The sequence below is a fragment of the Leisingera sp. G5_S3_59_S7 genome (genome assembly GCF_054968485.1).
On record NZ_JBQKUH010000060.1, the window covers coordinates 1 to 26,818 of the forward strand.

Annotated in this window: 27 protein-coding genes; 23 read left to right on the top strand and 4 right to left on the bottom strand. The window is 60.6% G+C overall.

All coding sequences use genetic code 11. The annotated features are described in order from the left end of the window. The first annotated feature begins 69 nt into the window (after positions 1 to 69). From ACTRWG_RS19250 to ACTRWG_RS19260, 3 genes are all read left to right on the top strand, one after another. A complete protein-coding gene (locus ACTRWG_RS19250; protein ID WP_027233702.1) occupies positions 70 to 378 on the top strand; it encodes a type II toxin-antitoxin system TacA family antitoxin in 309 nt (102 codons plus the stop codon). Continuing rightward, positions 378 to 923, top strand: a complete 546-nt coding sequence (locus tag ACTRWG_RS19255; protein WP_027233701.1) for a hypothetical protein — start codon at positions 378 to 380, stop codon at positions 921 to 923. Before ACTRWG_RS19250 ends, ACTRWG_RS19255 begins: the two co-directional genes overlap by 1 nt. Before the next feature lie 613 nt (positions 924 to 1,536). After that, positions 1,537 to 1,986, top strand: coding sequence for a DUF3768 domain-containing protein (locus ACTRWG_RS19260; protein ID WP_084299315.1), 450 nt, complete (start codon positions 1,537 to 1,539; stop codon positions 1,984 to 1,986). Positions 1,987 to 2,026: 40 nt separating this feature from the next. Here the strand turns inward: ACTRWG_RS19260 and ACTRWG_RS19265 are convergent, their stop codons facing one another. Next, positions 2,027 to 2,152: a hypothetical protein gene (locus ACTRWG_RS19265; protein ID WP_281172255.1), complete on the bottom strand. Its 126-nt coding sequence runs from the start codon at positions 2,150 to 2,152 to the stop codon at positions 2,027 to 2,029. A 382-nt stretch (positions 2,153 to 2,534) separates the two neighbouring features. Between ACTRWG_RS19265 and ACTRWG_RS19270 the strand changes: the two genes are divergently transcribed. The 5 genes from ACTRWG_RS19270 to ACTRWG_RS19290 all read left to right on the top strand — a co-directional run bounded on the left by ACTRWG_RS19270 (position 2,535) and on the right by ACTRWG_RS19290 (position 7,739). After that, entirely contained in the window at positions 2,535 to 3,065 is a 531-nt protein-coding gene (locus ACTRWG_RS19270; protein ID WP_027233699.1) for a hypothetical protein, read from the top strand. A 498-nt stretch (positions 3,066 to 3,563) separates the two neighbouring features. Then, positions 3,564 to 4,304: a ParA family protein gene (locus tag ACTRWG_RS19275; protein WP_027233698.1), complete on the top strand. Its 741-nt coding sequence runs from the start codon at positions 3,564 to 3,566 to the stop codon at positions 4,302 to 4,304. Continuing rightward, the gene (locus ACTRWG_RS19280) at positions 4,301 to 5,362 is read left to right on the top strand and encodes a ParB/RepB/Spo0J family partition protein (protein ID WP_051357629.1); all 1,062 of its coding nucleotides are present in this window, start codon (positions 4,301 to 4,303) and stop codon (positions 5,360 to 5,362) included. The genes ACTRWG_RS19275 and ACTRWG_RS19280 overlap by 4 nt, the downstream gene beginning before the upstream one ends. A gap of 629 nt (positions 5,363 to 5,991) precedes the next feature. Beyond that, positions 5,992 to 6,531: a plasmid mobilization relaxosome protein MobC gene (gene mobC / locus ACTRWG_RS19285; protein WP_027233697.1), complete on the top strand. Its 540-nt coding sequence runs from the start codon at positions 5,992 to 5,994 to the stop codon at positions 6,529 to 6,531. After that, positions 6,528 to 7,739 (top strand): relaxase/mobilization nuclease domain-containing protein, encoded by a 1,212-nt coding sequence (locus ACTRWG_RS19290; RefSeq protein ID WP_051357628.1) that lies wholly within the window; start codon positions 6,528 to 6,530, stop codon positions 7,737 to 7,739. The genes mobC and ACTRWG_RS19290 overlap by 4 nt, the downstream gene beginning before the upstream one ends. 171 nt (positions 7,740 to 7,910) lie before the next feature. Here the strand turns inward: ACTRWG_RS19290 and ACTRWG_RS19295 are convergent, their stop codons facing one another. Then, positions 7,911 to 8,198 carry a hypothetical protein gene (locus ACTRWG_RS19295; protein ID WP_154667613.1) on the bottom strand — a complete coding sequence of 96 codons (288 nt, stop codon included), beginning with the start codon at positions 8,196 to 8,198 and terminating at the stop codon, positions 7,911 to 7,913. A gap of 341 nt (positions 8,199 to 8,539) precedes the next feature. Between ACTRWG_RS19295 and ACTRWG_RS19300 the strand changes: the two genes are divergently transcribed. The 15 genes from ACTRWG_RS19300 to ACTRWG_RS19370 all read left to right on the top strand — a co-directional run bounded on the left by ACTRWG_RS19300 (position 8,540) and on the right by ACTRWG_RS19370 (position 25,316). Beyond that, positions 8,540 to 9,589, top strand: coding sequence for a C4-dicarboxylate TRAP transporter substrate-binding protein (locus tag ACTRWG_RS19300; RefSeq protein WP_027233696.1), 1,050 nt, complete (start codon positions 8,540 to 8,542; stop codon positions 9,587 to 9,589). Between the two features lie 78 nt (positions 9,590 to 9,667). Further along, complete coding sequence (locus ACTRWG_RS19305; protein WP_027233695.1) at positions 9,668 to 10,183, top strand: TRAP transporter small permease; 516 nt, start codon at positions 9,668 to 9,670, stop codon at positions 10,181 to 10,183. Continuing rightward, positions 10,183 to 11,520, top strand: coding sequence for a TRAP transporter large permease (locus ACTRWG_RS19310; protein ID WP_027233694.1), 1,338 nt, complete (start codon positions 10,183 to 10,185; stop codon positions 11,518 to 11,520). Before ACTRWG_RS19305 ends, ACTRWG_RS19310 begins: the two co-directional genes overlap by 1 nt. A 29-nt stretch (positions 11,521 to 11,549) precedes the next feature. Then, positions 11,550 to 12,359, top strand: a complete 810-nt coding sequence (locus tag ACTRWG_RS19315; protein ID WP_027233693.1) for an IclR family transcriptional regulator — start codon at positions 11,550 to 11,552, stop codon at positions 12,357 to 12,359. Between the two features lie 95 nt (positions 12,360 to 12,454). Continuing rightward, complete coding sequence (locus ACTRWG_RS19320) at positions 12,455 to 14,548, top strand: 3-hydroxyacyl-CoA dehydrogenase NAD-binding domain-containing protein (protein WP_027233692.1); 2,094 nt, start codon at positions 12,455 to 12,457, stop codon at positions 14,546 to 14,548. 12 nt (positions 14,549 to 14,560) lie between these two features. Beyond that, on the top strand, positions 14,561 to 15,736 hold the full coding sequence (locus ACTRWG_RS19325; protein ID WP_027233691.1) for an acetyl-CoA C-acyltransferase: 1,176 nt from the start codon (positions 14,561 to 14,563) through the stop codon (positions 15,734 to 15,736). A gap of 13 nt (positions 15,737 to 15,749) precedes the next feature. After that, positions 15,750 to 16,946, top strand: a complete 1,197-nt coding sequence (locus tag ACTRWG_RS19330) for an acyl-CoA dehydrogenase family protein (protein ID WP_027233690.1) — start codon at positions 15,750 to 15,752, stop codon at positions 16,944 to 16,946. A gap of 9 nt (positions 16,947 to 16,955) precedes the next feature. After that, positions 16,956 to 18,089 (top strand): acyl-CoA dehydrogenase family protein, encoded by a 1,134-nt coding sequence (locus ACTRWG_RS19335; RefSeq protein ID WP_027233689.1) that lies wholly within the window; start codon positions 16,956 to 16,958, stop codon positions 18,087 to 18,089. A 3-nt stretch (positions 18,090 to 18,092) separates the two neighbouring features. Beyond that, on the top strand, positions 18,093 to 18,533 hold the full coding sequence (locus tag ACTRWG_RS19340; RefSeq protein ID WP_027233688.1) for a PaaI family thioesterase: 441 nt from the start codon (positions 18,093 to 18,095) through the stop codon (positions 18,531 to 18,533). Then, entirely contained in the window at positions 18,533 to 19,330 is a 798-nt protein-coding gene (locus ACTRWG_RS19345) for an oxepin-CoA hydrolase, alternative type (RefSeq protein WP_027233687.1), read from the top strand. The genes ACTRWG_RS19340 and ACTRWG_RS19345 overlap by 1 nt, the downstream gene beginning before the upstream one ends. Then, positions 19,327 to 20,349 carry an NAD(P)H-dependent flavin oxidoreductase gene (locus ACTRWG_RS19350; protein ID WP_027233686.1) on the top strand — a complete coding sequence of 341 codons (1,023 nt, stop codon included), beginning with the start codon at positions 19,327 to 19,329 and terminating at the stop codon, positions 20,347 to 20,349. Before ACTRWG_RS19345 ends, ACTRWG_RS19350 begins: the two co-directional genes overlap by 4 nt. Beyond that, entirely contained in the window at positions 20,346 to 21,881 is a 1,536-nt protein-coding gene (locus ACTRWG_RS19355) for a class I adenylate-forming enzyme family protein (protein WP_036796644.1), read from the top strand. Before ACTRWG_RS19350 ends, ACTRWG_RS19355 begins: the two co-directional genes overlap by 4 nt. Before the next feature lie 295 nt (positions 21,882 to 22,176). Continuing rightward, entirely contained in the window at positions 22,177 to 22,935 is a 759-nt protein-coding gene (locus ACTRWG_RS19360; RefSeq protein WP_027233684.1) for an electron transfer flavoprotein subunit beta/FixA family protein, read from the top strand. Next, positions 22,935 to 23,861 (top strand): electron transfer flavoprotein subunit alpha/FixB family protein, encoded by a 927-nt coding sequence (locus ACTRWG_RS19365; protein ID WP_027233683.1) that lies wholly within the window; start codon positions 22,935 to 22,937, stop codon positions 23,859 to 23,861. The genes ACTRWG_RS19360 and ACTRWG_RS19365 overlap by 1 nt, the downstream gene beginning before the upstream one ends. Positions 23,862 to 24,041: 180 nt before the next feature. Further along, positions 24,042 to 25,316 (top strand): multidrug effflux MFS transporter, encoded by a 1,275-nt coding sequence (locus ACTRWG_RS19370; RefSeq protein ID WP_051357627.1) that lies wholly within the window; start codon positions 24,042 to 24,044, stop codon positions 25,314 to 25,316. Positions 25,317 to 25,443: 127 nt separating this feature from the next. Here the strand turns inward: ACTRWG_RS19370 and ACTRWG_RS19375 are convergent, their stop codons facing one another. Next, positions 25,444 to 25,728 (bottom strand): GTP-binding protein, encoded by a 285-nt coding sequence (locus ACTRWG_RS19375; RefSeq protein WP_245597309.1) that lies wholly within the window; start codon positions 25,726 to 25,728, stop codon positions 25,444 to 25,446. 188 nt (positions 25,729 to 25,916) lie between these two features. Next, on the bottom strand, positions 25,917 to 26,818 hold a 902-nt coding region (locus tag ACTRWG_RS19380), incomplete at its 5' end, for an IS3 family transposase (RefSeq protein WP_462829805.1).

A 26,818-nucleotide genomic window follows, 5' to 3' on the forward strand; every position in this document is an offset into this window, starting at 1 on the left:
CTTAATAGTGGCCTCTTGAAATGTACGTCAATCTGACGTACATGTGGATCCATGTAACAGGAGGCGGCTATGCTTGGTTTCCACGACACCACCCGCGCCATAGATGAGCGCAACGAAGCCCGGATGAACTTCCGGACCAAGCCGCGTATTAAAAACGCGATCCAGCAGGCTGCGGCCCTGTCCGGTGTGGACGACTCTGTCTTCACGATGAATGCAGCTTACCAGGCTGCCCTGGCAACGATTTCGGCTCATGAGCGCACTGTGTTGCAGCCGGTCGATCATGAAGCATTTTTCACGGCTCTGGACGCGCCTGCAGCGCCCACTGAAGCATTGGCTGCGGCTTTCCGCAGGCACAGACAAACCGTTACCTCAAAATAATGGCTGCAACAGAGTCCGCTGGCAGCGTCATCGAGCCGTTCGATCCTTCCAAGCACGATCGAACGGCCTTTTCTTGCGGCGTGGAGCAGGTTGACAATTACTTCCAGAAGACCGCGAACAAACTCGCTAAGGTGGACAATGTCCGGCTTTTTGTCATGTCCGCGAGTGACGGCAGCGTGATTGGCTTTTACGCCCTCAATGCGCATGCAGTGCACTACGGAGATCTGCCTTCGAAATTTGCCCGTTCCCGGCCCGCACACGGCAACATTCCGGCGGCCTATATATCGATGATTGGCCGTGATCAGAATTTCCGGGGCGGGGGCTATGGGGGGGATCTGCTCGTCGATGCGTTACGCCGGATTGCCGCTGCAGCTGATGCTATCGGTGTGGCAATCGTCATGCTCGACGTTCTTGACTGCGGGAATCCTGACCGGGTTGCGCGGCGCAAGGCGCTTTATGAAAGCTATGGGTTTCAGTCGCTGTCCTCGAACCCGTTGCGGATGTTCTTGCCTGTAAGTGTCGTTCGTAAACTGATCGCGGAATAATCGGCCCAAGTTCGCCAGTGCCCTCACTGCGCGGTCGGCTTCGAGGAAAACCTCACCACGACGGCCTCCTGTTCCTGACGGTCTGCTTGGCTACGAAGTCCTTATAGTGGAGGTACTCGCCGGGCAGCGCACAGAGATTTTTGGGGGCGAGCTATTCGGGTCGTGCGAGATGTTTCGAAGGTGGGCGGTTGACGGCCACCACCTCGTCTGGGCGTCGGACTTCACTTTGAAACAGAAGAAATCCGCGCGGGGCGCGCGGATTGCATGGTCCAGGCGTCAGGGCAGGGGATCGGCGGGCTGCGCCCGCTCAACCCAGCCCCGGCATGTTTCATTGAACTTTGTCCGCCCGCATCCTGGGCCAGGCCGGTCAAGGGGCAAGCGCCGCGCATTGCGCGGCGGCTCCTGGAGGCCCGTGTCCTCGGCTTTGCCTGCGGGCCGCGCCAGCCTCCATCCGCCCCCGTGACAGTCCCGGCCCAGGCCGCTGGCAGGGCTTCGCCCTCCCCGCTCTGCCAGCCGAAAGACACGGGGTCTTTCAGCAGTCAGTGCAGAGAGGCCGCGCCCATTGGCGGAAGGAGGGCACCAAGCCCCAACGCCCCATCAAAAGGAGGCCGAAATGGCACAATATCAATGCAATACCTGCGGCGCAGAGGCAGAACAGGAGCAAGGTGCAGCGGAATGCTGTCCGCATTGCGCAGCGGGGAACGTCGTTAACCCGAAACTGCAGGCGGCTGAAACCGCCAAGGCAAACGACGCTTTCCGGGCCCAGGCACCTCTTGGCGGGCATCCGGTTTATCAGGGCCGTGTTGTGGCCACCCGGGGTGTTTCCGCCGAGGGGCCGGAGTTTGTCACCCGCGCGCTTCTTGAAACCGCTGCTTTTGATAATTTCACCGAGGACAACGATCCCTACGGAGATCACTCCATGGGTGCAGTTCAGGTCTTCGGCAAGATCGTGTGGTGGAAACTTGACCTGTATGACGCGGATTACCGTTACGGGGCAGATGAACCGCTGGACCACAAGAACACCCGCCGCGTTCTGACGCTGCTTTTGCCAAGCGAATATTGACACCGGCGCGGCCCTTCGGGGCCGCGATCCGGCTGGTTTGTCACGCGCCGGGAAGGAGGTGAGAACTATCAGAAAGTTTTTGAAACACGCCCGGATCGATGAGGCTTGGGCGTTTCTCGGGAAGGGCGGTATTTTTGGCATCGGCCGCCGCTTCTTGATCCAGCACAGAACAGTATGAGCTCTCACGCTTCCGGCGCATCAATTGCAGGAAGGTTCAGGAATGCCCAAAAAGCCAAGCAGCGAAAGCACGGAGGCAAGAGTGCTACCCGCACCCGCTTGCGAATTCTGCGGCCATCTCAGCGATGCAGCGCCAGCCACCGGTTTCATCCATTGCCTGAACTCGTGAAGGGTGACATCAGAAAGGAGAGTTTGTTTGGCGGTTCACAAGTAAACAGTGCGCTGCCGTGCAGCGGGCAATGGTAAACGAAAGATCACTTGCTAGGGAAAGCCAAAGGCTGCGGCGGTTTCAGCCAAAGAATATCGGCCAGTTATGGGCCGCTCTGCGCCGGTGGGGCAGGGGACAAATAAGATCGGGACAGGAATTTATTATGAAAAAGAACATCCACCGCGTTTGGCGGGCGGCACAGCTCTATATAGGGTTTCACCGCGACCCGTCCGGACAGAAGCGCGATACTGCGAAGGTGTGGCCGCCGAAGAATGCAAACGCGACCCTGCATTCCGACCCGGAGGAGCAGGAAGCTTTTGTGGTCCTCAAAGCTGCGGACCCCAAAGATCCGAGAGACGTTCAGATCAAGCTTCGCCCGGACCATATCGTGCTGCGCCGCGATCCCGGCGCGGGTTGGGAAGGCATCGTGGTTGAGGAAACCGGTCTGTCCGTTCAGGTCAATGAGACGTGGATCCGCATCCGAGCGGATGGATCTGTTTCCCGCGAAGCCGAGGGGGATACAACCTACCTGGAAGCAGATGGCGCAGTTCTGAAGAAAACGAAGTTTGCCGAGGCGATGGTGTCGGGTGACGGGGTGGAACTGACCCGCAGAACAGATACAACGATTGCCGCAATCCGGCACGATGGGGTGATAGCAAAAAGCCGCGATTCCGGGCAGATTTCAAAGGACTAGTCTCCCCTGGTTTCCTTGCGGTGGAAGGAAGCACCTGGCCCAGCAGATGCAGGGCCTTTTTTTGGCCGGTTCAGCAGATGGCCGCACCGCCGCTTGAAGCGGAGGTGGCAAAGGAGCGATTTGAACCGCGCTGCTCTGCGTTTTTTTGAAACTGCAGGCGGTATCTTGCTTTCGGGATTGATGTCCTAAGCGGCGGAAGGTACCACAACCTCCGGTGGTGGTGGCGCGCAAGGGCAGGGGCCTTCATGAGAGAATATCTTTTCGTGAACCTTTCTGATCCATCCCGTAACCCTTTTTTACGCCTTGTTTTTTCCAACCACCGCTGCCCCGGAGCTTGTGTCCGGTTCTCCCTGATGAGGGTTCGGCGAACGGAACAAGACGTATTCAAATATCACAGCCGCGCCCGATGTGATTGCTAACCCGCAGCAGAACCCGCCGAGTGCCATTTGACGGCCAGGATCCCTCAAGGGGGCGAGCGCGGCGAGGAAGGACTGAATATTGAAAACCATAGTCATAACAAACAACAAGGGCGGCACCGGCAAGACGACCGTAGCCACACAGCTTGCCTATTCTTTGATGCTGACGGGATATTCCACGGTGGCGGTTGATTTGGACAGCCAGTGTAATCTCACGACGGCGTTGCCACGTCAGCGCGTGGCCGGCAATGCGCTCGATTTGGTGGAGGCGGGGGAGCCGCCTGAGTTCACGGCCACCCCCCGTGAACTGGTGCTGATCGAGGGGCATGCCGACATGCCGGTCGTCCGGGACGATACCATATTGCGCAACACGGCCGGAGCGCTGCAAGCGCTGAAAGGGGCGGACTTCTGTATCATCGACACACCGCCGACCTACAGCGCAACCGTCTATGGGGCGATGCTGGCAGCCGATTACATTCTTGCGCCCATTGAACTGAAGCGGTTTTCCGTGGACGGGATCAAGACCGTGCTGAAAGCTCTGGTCGAAGTCCGGGAGATCAACCCGGATGTGAAGTTCCTGGGGCTGCTGCCGTCCCGTTTTGACGCGGTGAAGGAGATGGAGCGCGAGTCCCTGCGGGTCATGGCGGCGGAGTTTCCGCAGCTCATCATTCCGCACGCGATCCGGAACCGGACAGCCTATGAAAAGGCCGAGGCGGAAGGCATACCGGTCAGTGAAGTTTCAACCAGAAGCGGCCGGGAGGCCGCGGCCGAGTTTCAGGCTTTTTTTGAATGGTTCCTTGAAAATGTGGAGGCTGGCACATGAGCGGCGGCGGTTCCAACTCCCGGGTCAACAGGTCCATGTTGTCTTCGCTGAAGGAGGCAGGTGCCCTCAATGACCTGATGCGAACGCCCCGGAAAGCAGGTAAAGCGGGCCCGCGTGATATCCCTCTCGATTTAATCGAACCGGATCCGGAGCAGCCGCGCAAACATTTTGACGAGGAAAAACTGGCGTCCCTGGCGGACAGCATCAGCGTGCAAGGCGTCCTGCAGCCAATCACCGTCCAGCCGCTCAACGGCGATGGCAGGCATTTGATCATCATGGGGGAGCGGCGCTACCGCGCCGCGAAACGGGCAGGTCTGCAATCGATCCCGGCAATTGAACGGGAAATGACCGCAGAACTGCGCATGGCGCAGCTCACCGAGAATGTGCAGCGCGATGGCCTCACCACTTTTGAAATCGCCAGTGCCGTGTCAGCCATGCGCGAAGCGGGCAAGTCCCGGGGCGACATCGCCAGCGCGCTAGGGTGGGGAGAAAGCGAAGTCTCGCGGTTTGCGGCTGTCCTTGGCATGCCTGAGCCGCTGCAGCAGCTGGCGGAACGGGATGTCCCGGTCCGGGCTTTGTCCGACCTTTATGCGCTTTGGAAGAAGAACCCTGACGAGGTGGGGGAATTTGTGCAAACTTCCGACGCGGGGAATGTTTCTCGGGTGACTGTCGCGAGACTGCGTTCCAGATTGACGCAAGACGCTACAGATGCTGCCAGGGGTCCCCGCACCGCGGAAGACGCAGCAGGCGGGTGCAGCGATCAAACGCAGTCCGTTGAAATGCAAACCGGTGGCGACACGGCTGCCGGGCAGGCTGCATCCTTGGACCAAGGCGGAACTGTCAAAGCGCCGGAGGTGCAAAGCGTGGCTGGCACCCAGAATGTTCAGGCGGGCAGGGGGGCTGCCATCGTCTGCAGGCACGGCAGAGCTACTGGCCGACTTCTGACGGACCAGCTTGCCTCCAACTCGAAATCCATCCTGGTGAGTTTTGAAAACGGGAGCCGGGTGGAGGAGGTCCTGTTGTCGGAGCTGGAACTGATCGAGGTCGTCGCGCTGTAGAAGCTCAGGCATGTCTTTCCCGGAAGCGGGCCGCTTGTGTGTATGCCAGGCGGTTTGACCGGGCACGAAGGCCGCTGCAGTTCCAGGCATTGAGTAACGCGCTGCCCGGAGGGTGGCGCGTTTTCGTTTTGAGAAATGTGGTCCGGGACCACATTGTCAGGACCTGCGGTGCAATCAGCTTTGACCATTCGCCATTTCTGCCAGTTGCGGCGGCGGCAGCCAGGGTCTCCCTCTTCGTGCTACTGGCTGCACTGCGGGGGGCGGCGGACCGCATTTGAGTATCCCGCCGGGGTCCGGGGGCCCAAACTTTTCCAACGCCGCAGCTGAATTCTTTGGAATGCCCTGGATGGCAGGAGTGAAGTGGCCTGGCCATCCCACCTCGGTTCCGGTGCCAAACACGTGATCCGGGACTACATTTCCTTGGCGGGAGCACCCAGCGGATAGCCCGCCGCCGGAAGCACCTCACCGCCCTGCGGGCGGTGAGGTTAAGCCTGTCGCTGACCGGGGGTGCCACGCAAAGTGTGGTCCGGGACCACAAATCCGCTTTCCTATAGCGCGAATGCAGGATAGGCGTATCGCCAGCAAATACTTTACCTTAGATTGAAATGCCGACACAAAAGAAAGCCGCGATGGCCTATTTACCCCCAACCCGCCATGCCCAGCTTGCAGCCGTTGCAGAGGCCAAGGGGCAAACAGTTTCGGCCTTTCTGGGTCAGCTCATCGATATCGTTCTGGGAGAAGAGGAGGGCCCGGCAGAGCCTCCACAGCTGTCCTCGCGGTCCCGCCGCGAGGGCAAGGTCACCGTCCGCCTGGCCTCTGATGCCCGTGAAGCGCTGTCCGAGGAAGCAGTGCGGGCCGGAGTCACACCGTCCACCTGGGCGGGCAATCTACTGACCGCGCGGCTTTGTGCAGCCCCTCAGCCGACGGCCCGCGACCGCCGCCGTTTCATGTCAGGGCTGCGGCAGATACACGGCTTGGCCACAAACGTGAACCAGATCGCATATGCGATGAACCGCGGGGTCTTTACCGGGGACGGGTACGCCCCAACCCGGAATGAAGTGGCGCAGCTGCGCGGTGAGGTGGCGGAGCTGCGGCAGCAGGTGCGAGACTTCGCCCGGGGGCGGCTGGCGTTTCAGCTCGGTCTTGAGGAAGAGGAGCTGGCGGATTGAGCGACTTCAAGGACACCTACGGGTTTCAGGACTGCTGGCCGCCCCGGAAGGGCCGCATGGTGCGGAATGCGGCATCCGGCTTTTTTGTTGCGGAGACTGAGAGGGACAGTAGCTCTCAGCAGTCCAAGGCGAGCGTGAAAACAGACCGGGCGACGTTATCTGCCCGTGGCGGGCCGACGATTTCTGCGGCTGACAAGGCGCGGCTGGCGCGGGTGGTCCAAGGCACGACGGAGGTCATGGTGAAGGTGACCAAGCCAGCCAAGACTGACAAGCACGGGAACCCGATCAAGGTCACGCGGGGAACCGAGGCGAGGCGCGTTGCGGAGCACATCAACTACATCAGCCGGAACGGCAAGCTGGAGGTAGAGACGTCCGCTGGCGAGGTGCTGAAGGGCAAGCAGACCACTTCAGAGCTATACCGGGACTGGATCGAGAAGCATGATGATGCGCGGGCCGCAGGCATGGCGTCGGACCGCACAAGGATCACCACCAGCATTCTTTTTTCAATGCCGGGCAATACAAATGCCACCGGTGTGAACGATGCGGTGCGGGCGCTGGCGGAACAGGAATTCGGCGGCCGCCACGACTACGCCATGGCGCTCCATACGGACACCCCGCATCCGCATGTGCACCTGACGGTGCGTACGGTTGGGCATGATGGCGTGAAACTCAACTTGCGGAAAGCTGATTTGCAGCATCTGCGCGATACCTTTGCGGAGAAACTGCGCCAGCGCGGCATCGAGGCGGAATCCACCCCGCGGCATGCCCGCGGCAAGACTCGTCGGGGCGAAAGCTCACCGGTCTACAAGATCCGCCAGCGCGGCGGGAAGCCCTTTATCGATGCGAAAAAGCGCAATGAGGTGCGCCGGGATCTGGAGCGCAACAACGGTGTGCTTCCAACCCATGCCTGGGACGCGGCAATTGCTGATCGCCGCAACAGGGTCATGCGGACCTATACGGGAGCCGCCCGGATACTGGCGCAATCCGATGATCCCGCGGACCGGGTCTTGGCACAGGAGACCGGGCGATTTACCGCCCGGCTAACGGAGGTCGCCACGCAGCGGGCAGAGATCGCAAGATCATTGGAGGCGGTGCCGTCGCCTAGCCGAACTGGCGGTACAACCGTCAATCGTGATGCGGACCAATCCACGGAGCCAGGGCGCGGATATCCAGGCCGCTCGCGGCCGGGCAGGGGGCGTGAACGGTAACGCCCCGCAGGAAAGAGGTTGAAGATGTATGCACGGGCTAGTTCAGGCCAGTCACTCTAATGAAAACTGCTTTCAGCCGCTGTGATGACTAAGGACAGCCAGTCCCGACGATGGCAGCTGTCAGACCTTTTCAAATCTAACACCAAGCACTTCATGGCACACACCGGACTTTCAATGCCGGAAGTTTGATGGGCGAGATGCCGGACTTTGCTGCCATTGCCCTTCCAGATGTTTGCTGACGCAGCATTCTATTGCAGATGCGGCACGCTCATCGCCGCGATGCAGCCGATGTCGCCAGACCGGTCCTTCATTGTCAGCCTGAGCCGCGAAATTCGAACCGCCCTTCCGCCGCTGCCACATTGATGCATTGCGGTGTTTACGTTTAACAAAACCCAACAGCAGAATAGAGTTCTTCACGACCACACCGGGAAGCGCCGCGAACACCAGTATGCTGGGCATCGGCAAATCCGTCCGACCTGCGCGAGATCTTGGAACTTAGAAGGCAACGTTGCCGCTGACATCGCGGCGGTTTTTTGCAGCGGGTGTTCTTAACCGAATGTACGACTGCTGAGCGCCGCGGGGATGTCTGCGGGCCCATAGCTGAGTGTGGCAAACTAACGTTCGCATAATTTAGGGCTATTTTGAACATTCAGCTGCTGTTCATTGGCGCCCTTGAGACGGGTGTCCTGACCACGGTTCAGGGCAGAAAATCACTCAGCTTGACTCATTCGAGCAATTTATACTAGTGTTCGAATAATTAGAATTCAAAACCGCATAGTAGAATTTAGGGAGGAGACCTAATGAAACCCCTGCTAGCATCCACCGCGGCGGCACTCTGCTTGGCAGCCGCGACAAGCGCGAGCGCCGACACAACGCTGATACTGGGAGAAGCCGGCCCGAATCGGGGTGCCCGGGCCGCAGCATTGCAGTCCTTTGCCGACGACGTAACAGCCCGTACCAACGGCGAAGTAAATATCGACATTCAATGGGGGGGAGCGCTGTTTAAGGCCAATGCGGCCGCACAATCCATTGCGGACGGAGTGGCTGACCTCGGCACGGTCATCGCAGTGTATTTCCCGCAGGAAATGCTGAGCTACAGCTTCGCCGACCTGCCGATGCGCAATGAGGATGCCTGGGTCGGAATGCGCGCGACGGACGAGTTGATGAGGACCTCCGACGCGATCACGAAAAGCCTGGCGGACCAGAACCTCGTATACATCGGCACTTTCACAACCTCGGCAGTGAACATCGCGTGCAAGGACGTGGCAATTCGCACGGTCGAGGATATTGCCGGTCTGAAAGTCCGTGGCGTCGGCGCATATGGCGACACCTTCCGCGATTTTGGTGCAAACATGGTCGCGATGCCGATCTACGATGCCTATCAGGGTCTCGACACCGGGTTGCTGGATTGTTCGCAAGGCTACTCCTACGCCGTTGCCGCGCTGAAACAACAGGAAGTCATGACCAGCTATACCCTGCTCAATTGGGGTCAGGTCGGTGCCTTGGGGATCTTCATGAACAAGGATGTGTACGATTCCCTCGACACCGAGACCCAGTCCGCGATGGCTGATGCTGGTATCGCGATGGCTGACAAGCTGGGTGAACTGATTACCGCGGCCAATGACGCGGCCCTTGAGACAATGAAGGACGGCGGTGTCGAGGTCGTCGACTTGCCAGCGGAAGAGCGCGACAAGCTGGTTCAGCAAGGTAAGCAATACGTTGATGAGTGGGTCGAACGTGCGAATGCGGCGGGGCTCGACGGCACGTCGCTGTTGGAACAATACCGCACGCTTCTGGAAAAATATGCCGAAGAGCGTGACAGCCAAGGCTATCCCTGGGCGCGCGGCTGAGACCAGCTGCACATATCTCCGCGGCGCAAGACCGGCGCCGCGGCACTTCCCTTCATACTATTTCGACGGAGTTGACCGATGTTGCGTCGCGTTGAAAAGCTATTGCTTGACCTGGCGGTTGTCGCCGTTGTCGGCCTTGGCGTGTTGATCACAGGCAGCGTATTTCTGCGGGCCGCATTCAATTCCGGTATTCCGGACACTATTGTGATCGTGCGCGAACTGATGGTCGCCGCGATCGTTTTGCCCCTGGCAGTGGCGACACTGGACCGGGCGCATATCGTGGTGGAGTTCCTCAGCAAAATGATGCCCCTCCGCGTGCAGGACTGGCTGCTCGTCGGTGGAAGCGCCTTTGGTCTCTTTGCCCTCTCCCCCCTGATCTACGCGGGTTGGCGCGAGGTTGCCCATACCGTCGAAAGCGGCGCCTTCTTCTTTGGTCAACTCAACCTGCCGAAATGGCCGGGCCGGGTGGTTTTCCTTGTCGGGATTTCCTTCTGCTGGCTTCGGCTGCTGCTAATGGTGATCGGCGACATTCGCACGATCCGCGCCGGTGGCAGTGTGGTTTCCCCGGCTCATGAACATGAGGAGAGTGTCTGATGGACGGCACCGTCATCGGCATCGTCGCCTTCGCCTGTGTCATCGGTTTGCTTGCGGTCAGGGTGCCCATCGCCTTTGCACTTGCCGGAGTCGCCACGGTTGGCACCTTTGTCATCTTTGCGTTTCGCACCGGCGCCTTTGCACCTGAACGGGCGTTAAAACCCACGACGTCATTGGTTTTTTCCAATTCTTTCGACCTGATCCATTCCTACGACCTGTCCATGATCCCGCTGTTCATCGCGCTTGGCCATATCGCCTATCGCGCCGAGATCACGACGAAGATCTATCAAGCTGCCCGCGTGTGGCTGGCGAGTGTGCCCGGTGGTGTCGCGATGGCCTCGGTTGTAGGCTGCGGCGGGTTCTCCGCGATCACCGGATCGTCCATCGCCTGTGCCTCCACCATGGGGCGGATCTGTTCGCCAGAGATGCTGCGCATGGGCTATGACAAGCGACTTGCCACGGCCAGCGTCGCTGCGGGCGGGACCCTCGGGTCGCTCATCCCGCCTTCTGTCCTGTTCATCATCTACGGGATTTTCACCGAAACCTCGATCAGCGCCTTGTTCCTCGCAGGCATTCTGCCTGGCCTCATCTCATTGCTGGGTTTCGTTCTGGTCATCTTCGTCTGGGTGCGCCGGACACCAGAAGCGGCGCCGAGGTTCGAAGGGCAGATCACGATGCGGGACCGGGGCCGGGCCGCGTTGGACTCCTGGCCCGCGATTGGCCTCTTCGTTATCATTGTTGGCGGTATCTATGGCGGCATCTTCACGGCGACCGAGGCGGCTGCGGTCTGCGTTTCCGCAGCAGTCGCTATCGGTTTCGCGCAAGGCAAGCTGGATCTCCGAGGGGTGATCGAATCCTTGCGCGAAACCTGCATTCAAACCGCCAGCATTTTCCTGATTGCCGCCGCGGCCAAGATCTTTGTCGCCTTCATCGCCTTGACCGGGGTCGCCCCGAGCATCGTCAGCGCCGTGACAGACGCGCAGCTTTCGCCAGTCATGCTGCTGGCAGCCATCGCGGTGATCTACCTGGTGCTTGGCATGTTCCTGGATCCCATCGGCATCATGGTGCTGACCCTGCCGCTGATGATCCCGCTGGTGGAAAATTACGGCTTCGACCTGATCTGGTTCGGAGTCGTTATCATCAAGCTGCTGGAGATTGGCCTGATCACGCCGCCGGTTGGGTTGAATGTGTTCGTCATCGCAAACGTTGTGGGCAAGGACGTGGCGATCGACAGAATATTCTCGGGAATCCTGAGATTTTTGACAGTTGACGTGATCGTTCTGATCCTGATCATGGCGTTCCCGGTCATTTCGCTGCTGATCCCGAACTCGATGTAGACCGGGATAACAAGGTGATGAGGAACACTATGCCCGACGAGATTGAAACCGACAGAAGGTTCGCGACCACTCTGGCGCGCGGCTTGAGCGTCTTGCGGGCGTTCCGGCCATCCGACGATGGCCTGGGCAATGCCGATATCTCGGAGCGTACCGGTATTCCCAAATCCACGGTGTCGCGGCTGACCTTCACCTTGCAAAAGCTCGGCTATCTCACCCATGCGCGGCGCCATGACCGCTATCGCCCTGGTCCCGCGTTGCTAGCGCTCGGCAACATGGCAAGCGCATCGATCTCCTTTGTGGATCTGTCATCGCCGCTGATGCAACGGCTGGCGGATGAGACAGGCACCCTTGCCCTGTTGCTGGTGCGAGACGACGGCAAGCTGCTGATCGTCAAGACATGGCGGCCACGCGGGGTTGCCTCGCTCTGGCTTGAAGTCGGGCATCGGCTGCCATTCAACGGAACATCGTCCGGCCACGCACTGCTGGCCTCGACCTCCGAAGAGGGCTTTGATCAGATCGTGACCGCGGCGGATGGCGACCGCGGCCTGACTCGCGAGCGCGCAACGGAAATTCGCCGCACGGCGCATAATCAGCTTGTGACCACAGGTTTCGTCGTCACCGATCCCGATGAATACTTTGCCTCCAACATCCACGCAGTGGCCTCCCCGTTCTATTCCCGCGACCTGAGCGAACCGGTGATCTTTACCTGCGGCGCCCTGCCTGAAATGCTGTCCGTGCCCCGGATACGGACCGAGGTCGGCCCAAAACTGCGTGAAACGGTACAAGAGCTTGAACGGATCATGGGCCAGGGGTTTTCAAAGACGAATCGAGATCTGTGAGGGTCTAAAATACCGCATAGTAGAATTCAGTATCGCATGTTGAAATTAAGCGATGAATCGGTTATCAAGTGAATGAACCAAGGAAAGGCAAATTGATGGGATCGGTATCCTACGAAAATGTTGGCCCGGTGGCGGTGGTCACCGTCGACAATGCTCCGGTCAACGCGCTGTCACAGGCCATCCGCCGCGGCCTTTCTGAAGCTTTCGCGCGCTTTAAGTCTGACGACACGGCCGATATTGTGGTGATTGTCGGGGCTGGGCGGATGTTCATCGGAGGGGCCGATATTTCCGAATTCGGCAAGCCGCCGCAAAGCCCCAGCCTGCCCGACGTGATCAGCCAGATCGAAGCCTGCGACAAACCCGTTGTCGCCGCAATTCACGGCATGGCACTGGGCGGCGGGCTTGAAGTGGCCCTCGGCGCGCATTACCGCATCGCATTGCCCGGCACGCGGTTGGGCTTGCCTGAAGTAAAGATTGGCCTCATTCCGGGTGCAGGCGGCACGCAGCGCCTGCCGCGTATCGTCGGGATCGACGCTGCGCTCAGAATGATCACCAGCGGGACGCCGATAACCGAAGGCGATGCGCTTGAGACCGGGTTGATCGACCATATCGGCGATGGCTTCGACATTCGCGAGGCGGCCCTTGCCTACGCGCAATTACTGCTGGAGCATCGAGCCCCGCCACGTCCGATCAGCGGCATGCCCCGTGCCACGGATGAGGAAGGAGCCCTTCAAAACTGGCGCACGAAGCTTGAACACTCCCTGCGCGGCGAGGTGGCTCCGCTGGTCGCTGTTGAGGCGGTCGAAGCCGCGGTCGGGAAATCCTTTGCCGAAGGGCTGAAGGAAGAACGTCGCCTGTTCCAGCACTTGATGGACACGCCCCAACGCAGTGGGCTGGTCCATGCGTTCTTCGCCGAACGCGCCGTGTCGAAATTACGGGAAATCGCTGACGTTGCGCCTCGTGACATTGCAGGTGTCGGCATTATCGGCGGCGGCACCATGGGAGCGGGCATCGCCACCTCGGCGGTGCTGAACGGCCTCGCAGTGACACTGGTCGAACGCGACACCGAGGCCGCGGAAAAGGCCCGCGCGACCATCGCCAGAAACCTCGACGCCGCCGTGAGGCGCGGCAAGATTGGCCGCGATCGACGTGACGAGATTCTCGCGGATTCCCTCAAGACCGTCACCGACTACGGTGCCCTGTCCGACGTCGGCCTGGTTATCGAAGCCGTCTTCGAAAGCATGGATGTTAAGAAAAGCGTGTTCGCCACGCTGGACGAAATTCTGCCGCGCGGCGCGATCCTTGCGACGAATACCTCCTACCTCGATGTCAACGAAATCGCCGCCTCGACCTCGCGGCCCGAAGACGTCATCGGCCTGCATTTTTTCTCGCCCGCACATGTCATGAAGCTGCTTGAGGTCGTTGTTGCCGACAGGACCGCACCGGACGTGGTGGCCACTGCCTTTGCGCTTGCGAAAAGGCTCGGCAAAACCGCCGTGCGTGCAGGTGTCTGCGACGGCTTCATCGGCAACCGCATTCTGTCGCATTACCGCACGGCGGCCGATCACATGGTGCTGGACGGGGCTAGCCCCTATCAGATTGACAAGGCGCTGACCGATTTTGGCTTCGCCATGGGCCCTTATCAGGTTTCGGACCTCGCCGGGCTCGATATCGGCTATGCGACCCGCCAACGCAAGGCGGCGGACGCCCATCCGCGCGACCGCTACCCGGTCTTCGCCGATACGCTCTATCACAAAGGGTGGCTGGGGCAGAAAACCGGCCACGGCTACTACATCTACGAAAAAGGCACTCGCACAGGGCGGCCCGACCCACAGGTCGAGCAAATCATCGCGCAGGCCCGCAAAGAGGCTGGCACCAGACCCCGCACCTTCACCGATGATGAGATTGTCCGTCGTTATATGGCCGCAATGGTCAACGAAGGTGCGCGCGTGGTGGAGGAGGGCATCGCGAAGCGCCCGCTCGATGTGGATGTCGTGTTTCTGTATGGTTACGGCTTTCCACGCTGGCGCGGCGGGCCGATGAAATACGCCGACATGCGTGGCCTCGACAGCATTCTCTCCGACATCCGCACATTCGCCGAAACCGACGATCACTTCTGGTCACCCGCGCCGCTGCTGGAACAGCTCGTGGCCGAGGGCCGCAATTTCGACAGCCTGAACCAGTGCTGAAAGGAACCCAACATGTCCAATGCCGTTATCGTTTCCATCGCCCGTACGCCCATCGGCAAAGCCGGACGCGGCACGTTCAACATCACGCATGGCGCAACCCTGGGCGGGCACGTCGCGGCGGAGGCCGTGAAACGCGCAGGGATAGACCCGGCGCTGATTGAGGACAGCGTCTGGGGGTGTGGCTATCCGGAATATGTCACCGGCGGCAACATCGCACGCCAGATCGTGATCCGCGCAGGCCTGCCCGTCAGCATCGCGGGGACCACCGTAAACCGCTTCTGCGCCAGCGGCCTGCAAGCCGTGGCAATGGGCGCCCATCTGATCAACAACGAGGGGGCCAAGGCCGTTCTGGTGGGCGGTGTTGAAAGCATTTCGATGGTGCAACCACCGGTCCGACATTCACGCGAGGCTTGGATCGAAGCGAACAAGCCAGATCTTTACATGACGATGATCGAGACCGCCGACATCGTTGCCCGACGATACGGGATCAGCCGCGATGCGCAGGATGAGCTTGGCCTGCAGAGCCAGCAACGCACCGCAGCAGCGCAAGAGGCGGGCCGCTTCGATCAGGAGATCGCCCCGATCACCGTCACCATGGCGCGGAAGGACAAGGAAACCGGCGAAGTTTCAGAGGTTGAAACAACCATTGCCCGCGATGGATGCAACCGCCCCACGACAACGCTGGAAGCACTGCAGAAGCTGGAGCCCGTGCGCGGACCCGATGAGTTCATCACCGCCGGCAATGCTTCGCAGCTCAGCGACGGTGCCGCCGCGCTGGTGATGATGGACGCCAAAGAGGCCGAACGTCTTGGGCTGCCCCCTCTGGGTGCGTTCCGCGGCTTTGCAGTTGCGGGCTGCGAGCCCGACGAAATGGGCATCGGCCCGGTCTTTGCGGTGCCCCGTCTGCTGGAACGTCAGGGCGTCAAGATCGACGACATCGACCTTTGGGAGCTGAACGAAGCCTTTGCCAGCCAGGCGCTCTATTGCCGCGATAGGCTCGGCATCGACAATGACATCTGCAACGTCAATGGCGGCTCGATCGCTGTGGGTCACCCGTTCGGCATGACCGGTGCGCGGATGACCGGACATCTGATGGTCGAAGGGCATCGTCGCGGGGCGAAATTTGGCGTCGTGACGATGTGTATCGGCGGTGGCCAGGGTGCCGCCGGCTTGTTTGAAATCTACTGAGAAGGATCGCCCGATGGACCTGAATTATACCCACGAACAGAAGGCGTTCCGGGATGAAGTGCGCAGCTATCTGGCCGAAGAGCTCCCTGCCCGGCTCGTGAACAAGGTCAGGCTCGGAAAAACCCTGACCAAGCAGGATCACGAGGAATGGCACGCGATCCTCAACAAACGGGGCTGGCTTGCTGGAAACTGGCCCAAGGCGTTTGGCGGGGCCGGGTGGGATGCGGTCCAACGCCATATTTTTGAGGATGAAATGACCCGGGCCTCTGCGCCCCGTATCGTTCCCTTCGGCCTTGGGATGCTTGGCCCGGTGTTGCAGAAATTCGGCTCCAAGGCACAGCAGGACTACTATCTGCCACGGATCCTGAGTGGGGAGGACTGGTGGTGCCAAGGGTATTCCGAACCCGGCGCAGGATCCGACCTCGCCTCGGTCCGCACGACTGCTGAACGCGATGGCGATCACTACCTGGTCAATGGGCAAAAGACCTGGACGACTCTTGGCCAGCACGCCAACAAGATCTTCTGCCTCGTGCGCACCTCGAAAGAGGGCAAGCCGCAAGAGGGAATCTCTTTCCTGCTGATCGACATGAACAGCCCCGGCGTCAAAGTGCGCCCGATCGTGCTGATCGACGGTGAACCCGAGGTGAACGAGGTGTTCTTCGATGACGTCCGGGTTCCGGTCGAGAACCGTGTGGGCGAGGAAAACAAGGGCTGGACCTATGCGAAGTACCTGCTGACCCATGAACGCACCAATATTGCAGGCGTGGGTTTTGCAAATGCCGGTCTGGCAAACCTGAAGCGCATCGCCCGGCTCGAACAGGCAAATGGGCGCCCACTGATTGAGAACCCGCATTTTGCGGCGCGGATCGCTCGGATCGAAATCGACCTCATGGCCATGTCAACGACTAACTTGCGTGTCGTGTCCAAAGCTGCGGCGGGTCAGGCCCCCGGTGCCGAAAGCTCGATACTGAAGATCAAGGGCACAGTCATCCGTCAGGAAATCAACGCGCTCACCCGGTCAGCGGTGGGGCCCTATGCAATGCCCTTCGCCTCGGAGGCGCTGGAAGACGGCAGCAATCTTGGCCCCGTGGGCCCCGACTATGCCGAAGCCGCCACCGCGCAGTACCTTAACAACCGAAAACTGTCGATCTTTGGCGGATCGAATGAGATCCAGCGCACGATCCTCAGCAAAGCCCTTCTGGAACTGTAAGGACAGACCATGAATTTTGAACTGACAGAAGAACGCCAGATGCTTCAGGACGGTCTGCGCCGGTATCTGCGGGACAGCTACACGCCATCCATCCGGGCTGAACTCAAAGAGTGTGACCGCGGATATTCCCGCGATGTCTGGTCCGGTCTTGCAGAAATGGGCGTCATCGGTGCGTTGTTTGCCGAAGATGACGGCGGTTTTGCCGGGTCCGGGTTCGACATTGCCGTTGTGTTTGAAGAGCTTGGCCGGGTTGGCGCGGTTGACCCGCTGATTGACACAGCCATTCTCGGCGGTGGCCTGATTGCAGCCCTGGGCAACGACGCGCAGAAACCGGTCATCGACGCGGTGATTGACGGTTCAGTCCAGCTTGCCTTTGCCTATGGCGAACCGGCGAGCCGCTATGACCTGTCGCGCGTCGAAACCTCGGCGACCCGCGATGGCGACGGGTTTGTCCTGAACGGGCGCAAGGCCGTGGTGATCAATGCCCCCGCTGCCGATCAAATCCTTGTCAGCGCCCGCACCTCCGGTGACGCGGCAGATCGGGACGGGATCAGCCTGTTCCTGGTATCTGCGTCCACCCCGGGCATGACGCTGCGCAGCTACCCGCTTGTGTCCGGTGGGCAGGCCGCGGAACTCCTGTTGGAAGATGTCCGACTGGGCAGTGACGCCCTGCTGGGCGACGAAGGCGGTGCATTCGAGGCCATCACCCACGCTCAGGCGCGCGCCACGCTGGCGATCTCCGCCGAGGCGCTTGGCCTGATGGAAAGCATCCGGCAATTGACCACCGATTATCTCAAGACCCGCAAGCAATTCGGAAAACCGATTGGCAAGTTCCAGGCGCTGCAACACCGGATGGCCGATGTTCTGATCGAGATCGAACAGGCGCGCTCGGCCGTTATCAACCTCGCCGGGCATATCGATCACCCTGAGGAGATCCGCGAAAAGCATGTGAGCGCAACGAAGAACCTGATCGGCAATGTCGCCAAACTTGTTACCGAGGAGAGCATTCAGATGCACGGCGGCATCGGCATGACCGACGAGTACGAGTTGGGGCATCTCGCCAAGCGGCTGATCATGGTCGATCACCGGTTTGGCGATGCAATCTATCACCTCGAGCGTTTTATCTCGCTGGCCGTGGCTTGATCCATGGCGGCGGGCGATCTGATAAAAGACGAAACCGGCACGCAGCGGCTGATCGGCTATGTCATTGACGTCGGACAACCCGACAAGCGTGCTCGTTGCACGCTGTCGGTGACGGATCATCACCTCAATCGCCACAATGTCCTGCACGGTGGCATCGTAACGACGATGCTGGACAGCGCCATGGGCGCAACCGCCAGCCTGTCGGTTGACCCAAGCGGCCGCGCACCGTTCCTGACCGTCTCGCTCACCACGCAGTTCGTCGCTGCTGCGACCGAGAAATCAAAACTGATCGCAACCGGTGAAGCCGTGGGTGGTGGCCGTTCATTATTGTTCGTGGATGGCGAATTGCGGGACGGGTCGGGTCGGCTGATCGCCACGGCAACAGGCGTATTCAAGCGCGTTCCAGCGGACAAATTGGACGCACCAAAAGGGAGTGACGGCTGATGCACGAGCTTGCCCGTTGCGAAGACCACGGTGATCACCTGATTGTCGTCAATTCGAACACCTCGAAGCGTAATGCGCTGTCGCCGGACCTCTATCGCGTTTTGGGCGATGCACTGGACCTTGCGGCGAGAGAACCCCGCATCACCGCGGTCGTCCTGCGAGGAGAAGGCGGATATTTCTGTGCCGGCGGCGACCTCGGCCTGCTTGCAACCCGCCGGGAGATGCCCCGAGATCAGCGTCTCGCGCGGGTTGAAGAACTGCACGACGTGATCCGCGCGGTCCTGAACTGCCCGAAACCTGTGATCGCCGCCGTCGAGGGCGGCGCGGCTGGCGCCGGTGTTTCGCTTGCCTTTGCCTGTGACATGATCGTGGCTGACCGGGATGCGACATTCACCGCCGCCTATGTCAAGGCCGGACTGGTCCCCGATGGTGGCCTGACCAGCACATTGGCCGCGCACCTGCCACGCGAGTTGGTGATGCGCATGACCTTGCTGGGGGAGCCGGTGACGGCAGAACGCCTGTTCAGCCTTGGGGCCATCTCGCAGATTGAACCTGCGGGCAACGTTGTCCCGGCCGCGCTTGCGCTGGTCGAGAGGCTCGGCGCCGGGCCATCCGGTGCCCAGGGCCGCATCAAAGCGCTGGTCAACAGCGCACATACGTCATCCCGCTTGGAGCAGATGAACGCTGAACGCGACGCAATGGCGGATGCCATTGCAGACGCGGAAGCCGCCGAAGGCATTGCTGCGTTCCTCGAAAAACGCCGCCCTGACTTTACCAAAGCACGAGGCACCACATGACAGATCCGACCTTCGACACCGCCGTTACTCGGACCTATGGATGCCGTCTGCCCATTGTCGCCGGTGGCCTGATGTGGCTCTCGGATGCGTCCTATGTGGCTGCCGGTGTCAATGCCGGTATCATGTCCTTCCTCACGGCGGCTAGTTTTCCCGAGCCCGCCGACCTGCGCGCCGAGATCGCGAAGTGCCGAAAGCTCTGCGGTGATCGCCCGTTTGGTGTGAATGTCTCAATGCTGCCCAAACTGGTCGAAGGCGAAAGGATTGCGGACACTTTCCGCCTGATCGCGGATGAGGGCGTGCGTTTTGTCGAAACCTCGGGGCGCAATCCCGAAGCCTTCTTACCGTTCTTAAAGGACGCTGGCATCCAAGTTCTGCATAAGGTGCCAAGCGTGCGCTACGCGGTGAAGGCACAGCAAGTTGGGGTCGACATGGTCTCCATCGTCGGCGCGGAATGCGGCGGCCACCCCGGGCTCGATCTGATCGGAAGCATGGTCAACCAGGCGCTGGCCGAACGTCAGCTCGACATCCCTTTCCTGATCGGCGGTGGCATCGGTGCCGGTAGCCAGATCGTCTCGGCCCTGGCCTCCGGCGCTGCGGGCGTCGTGATCGGCACGCGCTTTTTGGTGTCCGAGGAAATCTCGGCGCACCCGCAATACAAGCGGGCCTTGGTGGCAGCCAACGAACGAGACACGACATTGACGATGAGCAGCGTGCGCAACACGGTGCGCACGCTCAGCAACGAAACGACCGAGATCGTGCGGCAGCTTGAGGCAGATAATCCCGATATCAGCATTGCCGAACTGATGCCTTATGTGTCCGGCGCGATTGGCCGCAAGGCATATGAAACCGGCGACGTATCGCGCGGGATGTTGTCCGCAGGACAGGCCCTAGGCCTGACCGACTCCATCGCCCCGCTGGCAGACATTGTCGCCCAACTGGAACAAGAGGCAGGTGTCGCGCTGGCGCGCCTGCGCCCCCAATCCCTTGCAACGCAACGCGCAGAGGTGCTGGCATCATGACCGAAAACAGCTTCCGGATTCATCATCTTGTCGAGGAGAGCGCGCGTGCCTATCCCGATGCGATTGCCCTCATAGATGGCAGCGGCCACCAGGTCACATACACTGAATACCAGGCGGCGATCGCCGAAGCCGCCACCTTGTTGCAAAACCGGGGCGTGCAGCCTGGCGACCGCGTCGCGATCGTGGCTGAAAACTGCATCACGACGGCGGTCTTCATTTTTGCGGCCAGCATCGTCGGGGCCTACGCGCTGCCAATCAACGCGCGGATGACCGCAACCGAAGTCGCCCGCGTGATGGCGCATGCAACGCCGCGCGTGACTGTCTTCACAACCGAAGCCTCCAAAGAAGCGGCGGCACATGCGGAGACCGCAGGCGCGGAAACGCAGGAAACTTCTTTTCGGAGTTTCGCCATCGCCGTCACCGGTGCCAGCGCCCCGGAAATGGTCGAGGGCGGCCCGAACGAAACCGCCGTTCTGCTCTACACGACCGGCACCACTGGCGACCCCAAAGGGGTGATGCTGACTCACGCCAACCTGCGCTTTGCCGGCAGGGCCTCGGCTGAGCTGCGCGGCATGAGACAGGACGACAGGATCTATGGCGTGCTGCCGTTGACCCATGTTTTCGGGCTTGCTTCTATGCTGATGGCCGCCTGTGGTATCGGGGCGACGATCCAGCTTGAACCCCGCTTTCGTCCGGACGCCCTGTACGCGGCGCTGATGGACAAAGCCACCGTTCTGCCCGCGGTGCCGCAGATGCACGCCCTGCTGATGCAATATGCCAAGGATCGGGGGCTTTCACGGCTCGAAAACAGTAAATTGCGCTATGTTTCCTCCGGCGCAGCCCCGCTTGATCCGGCATGGAAGCGCAAGGCCGAGGCCTTCTACGGGCTGCCTCTGCAAAACGGGTACGGACTGACAGAAAGCACCGCTGGCGTCTGCAGCACCCGCAATCCCATCGGTTCACCTGATATCAGTGCGGGCTTTGCGTTGCCGGAGACTGAAATCCGGCTCGACACCTCGGTCGGCGCGGAGGGCGATCCGGATGCCGGTGAAATTCTGATCCGCGGCCCGCAGGTCATGAAGGGATATTTTAGGAACCCGGCGGAAACCGCACGCGCCATTGACGCAGACGGATGGCTGCGCACCGGTGATCTTGGAAAGATGGACGAGGCGGGCAATCTGCACGTTGTGGGACGCTGCAAGGAACTGATCATTCGCGGCGGCTTTAACGTCTACCCGCCCGAGGTCGAAGCCGCGTTGAACGACCACCCTGACGTGATCCAGTCAGCCGTGATCGGCAATTCCGTCAACGGCGACGAGGAAATCCTCGCCTTTGTTCAGTGCGCTGATCCGGCGGCGCTGGACCAGGAGGCGCTCGCCGCCTTTGCCGCCAATCGTTTGACTGGCTACAAGCGGCCATCCCGCATCATCCTGACAACCCAGCTTCCGGCTGCGCCGACAGGCAAGATTCTGAAACACAAACTGCTGTCCGTTTTCGCGGACCAGCTGGCGCGACCCACGGCAGAGGGATAACGCAGGTGGTAAATGACATGAATGGTTCCAGCCCCGGCCGGGATAAAAGCCGCTGCCAGAAGACGGCCGACGGTCCTTCTCCTGCGCGGATCTTATCGTTGCCTGGACCAAACCCGAGGCGCGTGGCGGCAACGCGATGTCCGCAGAATTTCATGTCATTCGGCATTTGCTGATGCCTTGAAACCGTGAACCCAGATGAAGGCACCCACGATGTCCACGCGCTGTTCCTCAGGCGCGCAACCACCGGCCTTCAGTCGTTTCATCAATTCCAAACAACAACTTGGAGACCATGCCCATGAAGGTGCTCGTGCCTGTCAAACGCGTGATCGACTATAACGTGAAGGTCCGCGTCAAAGCGGATGGAAGCGGTGTCGATCTCGCCAATGTAAAAATGTCGATGAACCCCTTTGACGAAATTGCCGTCGAAGAGGCGATCCGCCTCAAGGAAGCCGGCAAGGCAGATGAAGTGGTCGCGGTGTCGATCGGGGTCAAGCAAGCCCAGGAAACGCTGCGCACCGCGCTTGCAATGGGTGCCGACCGCGCCATCCTGGTTGTGGCCGCCGATGATATCCATACCGACATCGAACCGCTGGCGGTGGCCAAGATCCTCAGGGCGATCGTCGAGGAAGAGCAACCGGGTATCGTTCTGGCAGGCAAGCAGGCGATCGACAACGACATGAACGCGACCGGCCAGATGCTGTCGGCGCTGCTGGGTTGGTCGCAGGGCACATTTGCCTCGAAGCTCGACATCGAAGGCGATCACGCGCTGGTCTCCCGCGAGGTCGACGGCGGGTTGCAGACGATCAGAGTCCAGATGCCGTCGATCATCACCGTGGATCTGCGCCTGAACGAGCCGCGCTATGCGTCGCTGCCGAACATCATGAAAGCCAAGAAAAAGCCGCTGGATGAGAAAAACGTGGCCGATTACGGCGTCGATGTCACCCCGCGCCTTGAGATCGTCAAGACCGACGAACCCGAGGCCCGCAAAGCTGGTGAAATCGTGGGCTCGGTCGACGAGCTTGTTGCAAAACTCAAAGACGCGGGGGCTGTGTAATGGCTGTTCTTCTTCTCGCCGAAGTCACAGATGGCGAACTCGTTGTCGACGCGACCGCAAAGGCCGTCACCGCCGCTACCAAACTGGGCGAAGTGACCGCGCTGTGCTGCGGTGGGTCTGCCGCTGCCGCCGGAGAGGCCGCCGCCAAGATCGACGGCATTTCCAAAGTGCTGGTCGCCGAGGACCCCTCGCTGGGTCATCGTCTTGCGGAATCCACCGCTGCGCTGATCGTGTCGCTGGCTGATGCGTACGAGCACATAGTCGCCCCCGCCACCACCGACGCCAAGAACATCATGCCGCGTGTCGCAGCCTTGCTTGATGCGATGGTGATCTCGGATGTCTCGGGCGTTGTCGATGGCAGCACATTCGAGCGCCCGATCTACGCTGGCAATGCGATCCAGACCGTCAGGTCCTCGGATGCAAAGAAGGTGCTCACCATCCGGACCTCGACCTTTGACGCGGCTGGTGAAGGTGGTTCGGCCCCGATCGAGAGCATTTCGGTGGCGGACACCCCGGGCCTCTCCGAATGGGTCGAAGACAAGGTTGCGGCAAGTGACCGCCCCGAGTTGACCTCGGCCGGTATCGTCGTCTCGGGTGGGCGTGGCGTTGGCAGTCAGGAAGATTTCGCCCTGATCGAGAAATTGGCTGACAAGCTCGGTGCCGCAGTTGGTGCCTCGCGGGCCGCCGTGGACTCGGGCTTCGCCCCGAACGACCTGCAGGTCGGTCAGACCGGCAAGGTGGTTGCACCAGATCTTTACATCGCCGTGGGTATCTCGGGCGCGATCCAGCACCTTGCCGGTATGAAAGACTCCAAGATCATCGTTTCGATCAACAAGGACGAAGAGGCGCCGATCTTCCAGGTGGCCGACTACGGGCTTGTCGCCGACCTCTTCCAGGCCGTGCCGGAACTGACCGGGAAACTATGACAATCGCGTGGCGGTGACGGGAATCCCCGTTCTCTCTGGTCCGGATCCCGGACGTTTTCCAGGTCCGGCCACGCGGTTGGGCATTGCTAATGGGGAGATACAGGCGGGCCAAGAGGCCCGCTGGCCCGATCCGGTGCATGCCGCTGCCGGCACGGGCGGCATCGCAGAACTGGAGGCCACATGAACAGATCCACCGAATTCGCATCGGCGCCGCCAATGACCGCGCAGCGGGTCAGCCTGATCGGCGGGTTGATGGTCGCGATTGGTCCGATTGCCATGGCGCTCTATACGCCGGCGATGCCCGGTGTGGTTGCAGCGTACGAGTCCACCAAGGCGGTCGTGAAACTGACCTTGACGCTCTATTTCGCCGGTTTCGCTATTTCCCAGCTGGTCGCGGGGCCGCTATCGGATGCGATCGGGCGCCGTCCGGTGACGGTAATCTTCGCGGCGATTTTCTGCGTTGCGTCGCTGGGCGCGCTGCTGGCGCCGACAATCGAGACGCTGACCATTGCCCGCTTCGCCCAAGGGATTGGCGCGTCCGCCGGGGTGGCGATCTCGCGCGCTATCGTACGCGATTGTTTCCAGGGCGACGAATCGTCCAGCATCATGAACATGATCGGCATCATTCTTGCGGTCGGCCCGGCGGTTTCGCCGACGATTGGAGGGTTGCTCGTGCTGCATGTTGGGTGGAAATCGGTGTTCGCGGTGATGATCCTCTTCGGCCTTGCTATTGCGCTGGTCGCGTTGGTCGCGATGCGCGAAACCCTGCCTGCGCCGCAACCGCTGCGGCTGGCGGCCCTGGGCGGGTCTTATCTTCGGCTGCTCGGCAACCGGCATTTCATGACGGCGAGCCTGACGGTTGCGGGCTCGGTTGGGGCAATCTATGCGCAGGCGACGCTGCTGCCCTTTATCCTGATGGGGCAGATCGGTCTGAGTCCCAGCGGATTCGGCCTGGCGATGCTTTTGCAATCGGGGCTGTTCTTCTCGGGCGCACTGGTGGCGCGATCCGTCATGAAACGAACCAGCGCATACCGGCTAGTCTGGCCTGGGCTGGGTGCCATCGCCCTAGGAGCTTTGTTAATTTTCTCGCTTCTCTGGGCGGATGACCCGAAAACCTTCCGGGTGATGGTCCCGGTGGGCATCTATGCCTTCGGCATCGCCTTCGTGGTGCCAGCAATGTCCACCGCCGCACTGGCGCCCTTCCCCCGGATCGCCGGGGCGGCGGCAGCACTGATGGGATTCCTGCAGATGAGCGCAGGGTTGTTGGTCGGTACGATCGGCGCATTTTTCGCGGATACGCTGGTCGCGTTCGCGATGCTAATCCCGTCCATGGCTGTGGTGGCCTGCGCGAGCTACGCGATCTACCGTCTGAACCCGCATCTGGCCGAACCGGAACCGCGCGAAAACGTGATTGGCACTGCTCCACCTGGGCGAACATTCCTGCGAGAAGAGTGAGGGAGCAAGAGACCATCCACTTTCCTAGGGGCTCTTGGCCTCAAGACAAAATGGTGGCTGTAGCATTGTGTAACATACTCGATCCAAAGTTGCTCGTGGCCCTGCTCCTCCTCCAGTTACGTGGTTCTCAGCTATGTTTAGGAAAACGGAGGATAGAGATGCCGGTTGCCTCGACAATTACGTGATCGGGGCGCGGGCGGCGACCAAGGGTGTCGCCGATCGCATAGAATAGATCGCCTGAGATGGTGCAACAGATGCAGCCGTTGGTAAGTTCGATCGTGTCCTTGCCCCGTAATTTCATCAGCGCGGAGTCGATGTTGATCGAGCCGAAATCGTTCACCAGTACAACCATCCGAAGCCCTTGATCTATTGCGCGCGTTGCAGCCATTGGCGCGAAACTGTTGTTGGTCACTCGCATCTGGTCAGGCAAATTGATGCGCGTGGTACGAAATAATGAGGACTATGTTTCCGAGTTAAAGCCGCGTTCGGCCCCAGTTCTTGGACCGGCTATCAAATGATGGAGATCGCCTTTGGCCCGCAACCCCGTTAATGCCTATCAGTACTTCACTGCACTTGACCTGCCCCCCGTTGGTCCCTCGCTCATGAGGAGAGTCTGCGGGTTTGGTTTTGGTAATCGTCGGTCTCGGGCTTGGCAAGCGCGGCAGGCGCGGAGCCCTCAAATAGCTCAAGCGCCTGCCGCGCTTGCTTTGGTGTTCTGTTCCCCAGCGAAGAGTGCGGCCTGACGTTGTTGTAATCGTAGCGCCACAGCGCCAGCTTGCGGCGGGCATCGTCCAGGGTATCGAACAGTTCTTCATTGAGAAGCTCGTCCCGCAGGCTGCCGTTGAATGACTCGATGAATGCATTCTGCTGCGGTTTTCCGGGGTCGATGTAATGCCAATCCACGCCGTTCCTGTAGGCCCATTTCAGGATTGCCCGGCTGGTGAATTCCGTGCCGTTGTCGCTGACAATGCAAGCAGGCTTTCCGTAGATCCGGACGAGCGCGTCCAGCTCCCGGGCAACGCGCTCACCTGAAATGCTGGTGTCCGCGGCCAGGCACAGGTTTTCCCGGCAGCAGTCATCGTTCACGGCCAGAATGCGGAATTTCCGCGACGCGCCGAAGCTATCCGCCAGGAAGTCCAGGGACCAGCGCTGGTTGGGCTGCGTGGTTTCGGGCATCGGCGTTCGCGAGCCCCGGGCGCGTTTGCGGCCCCGCCGCCGCTTCACCGCGAGGCCTTCTTCGCGGTAGAGGCGGTACAGTTTTTTGTGGTTCATGATCATGCCTTTGCGCTCAAGCAGCACGCCGATCCTCCGGTAGCCGAACCGGCGGCGTTTGCCAGCGATCTCTTTCATCTCCTGGCGGATCTCGGGATGGTCGGGCGGGCGTTCGCGCCGGACCGTCTTGGGGTCGACACCGACAAGCCGGCAGGCCCTGCGCTGCGAGAGGTCATGATCCCGCATTGCATTGAGCGCTGCCTCTCGCCGCTCTTTCGGTGTCGTCAGCT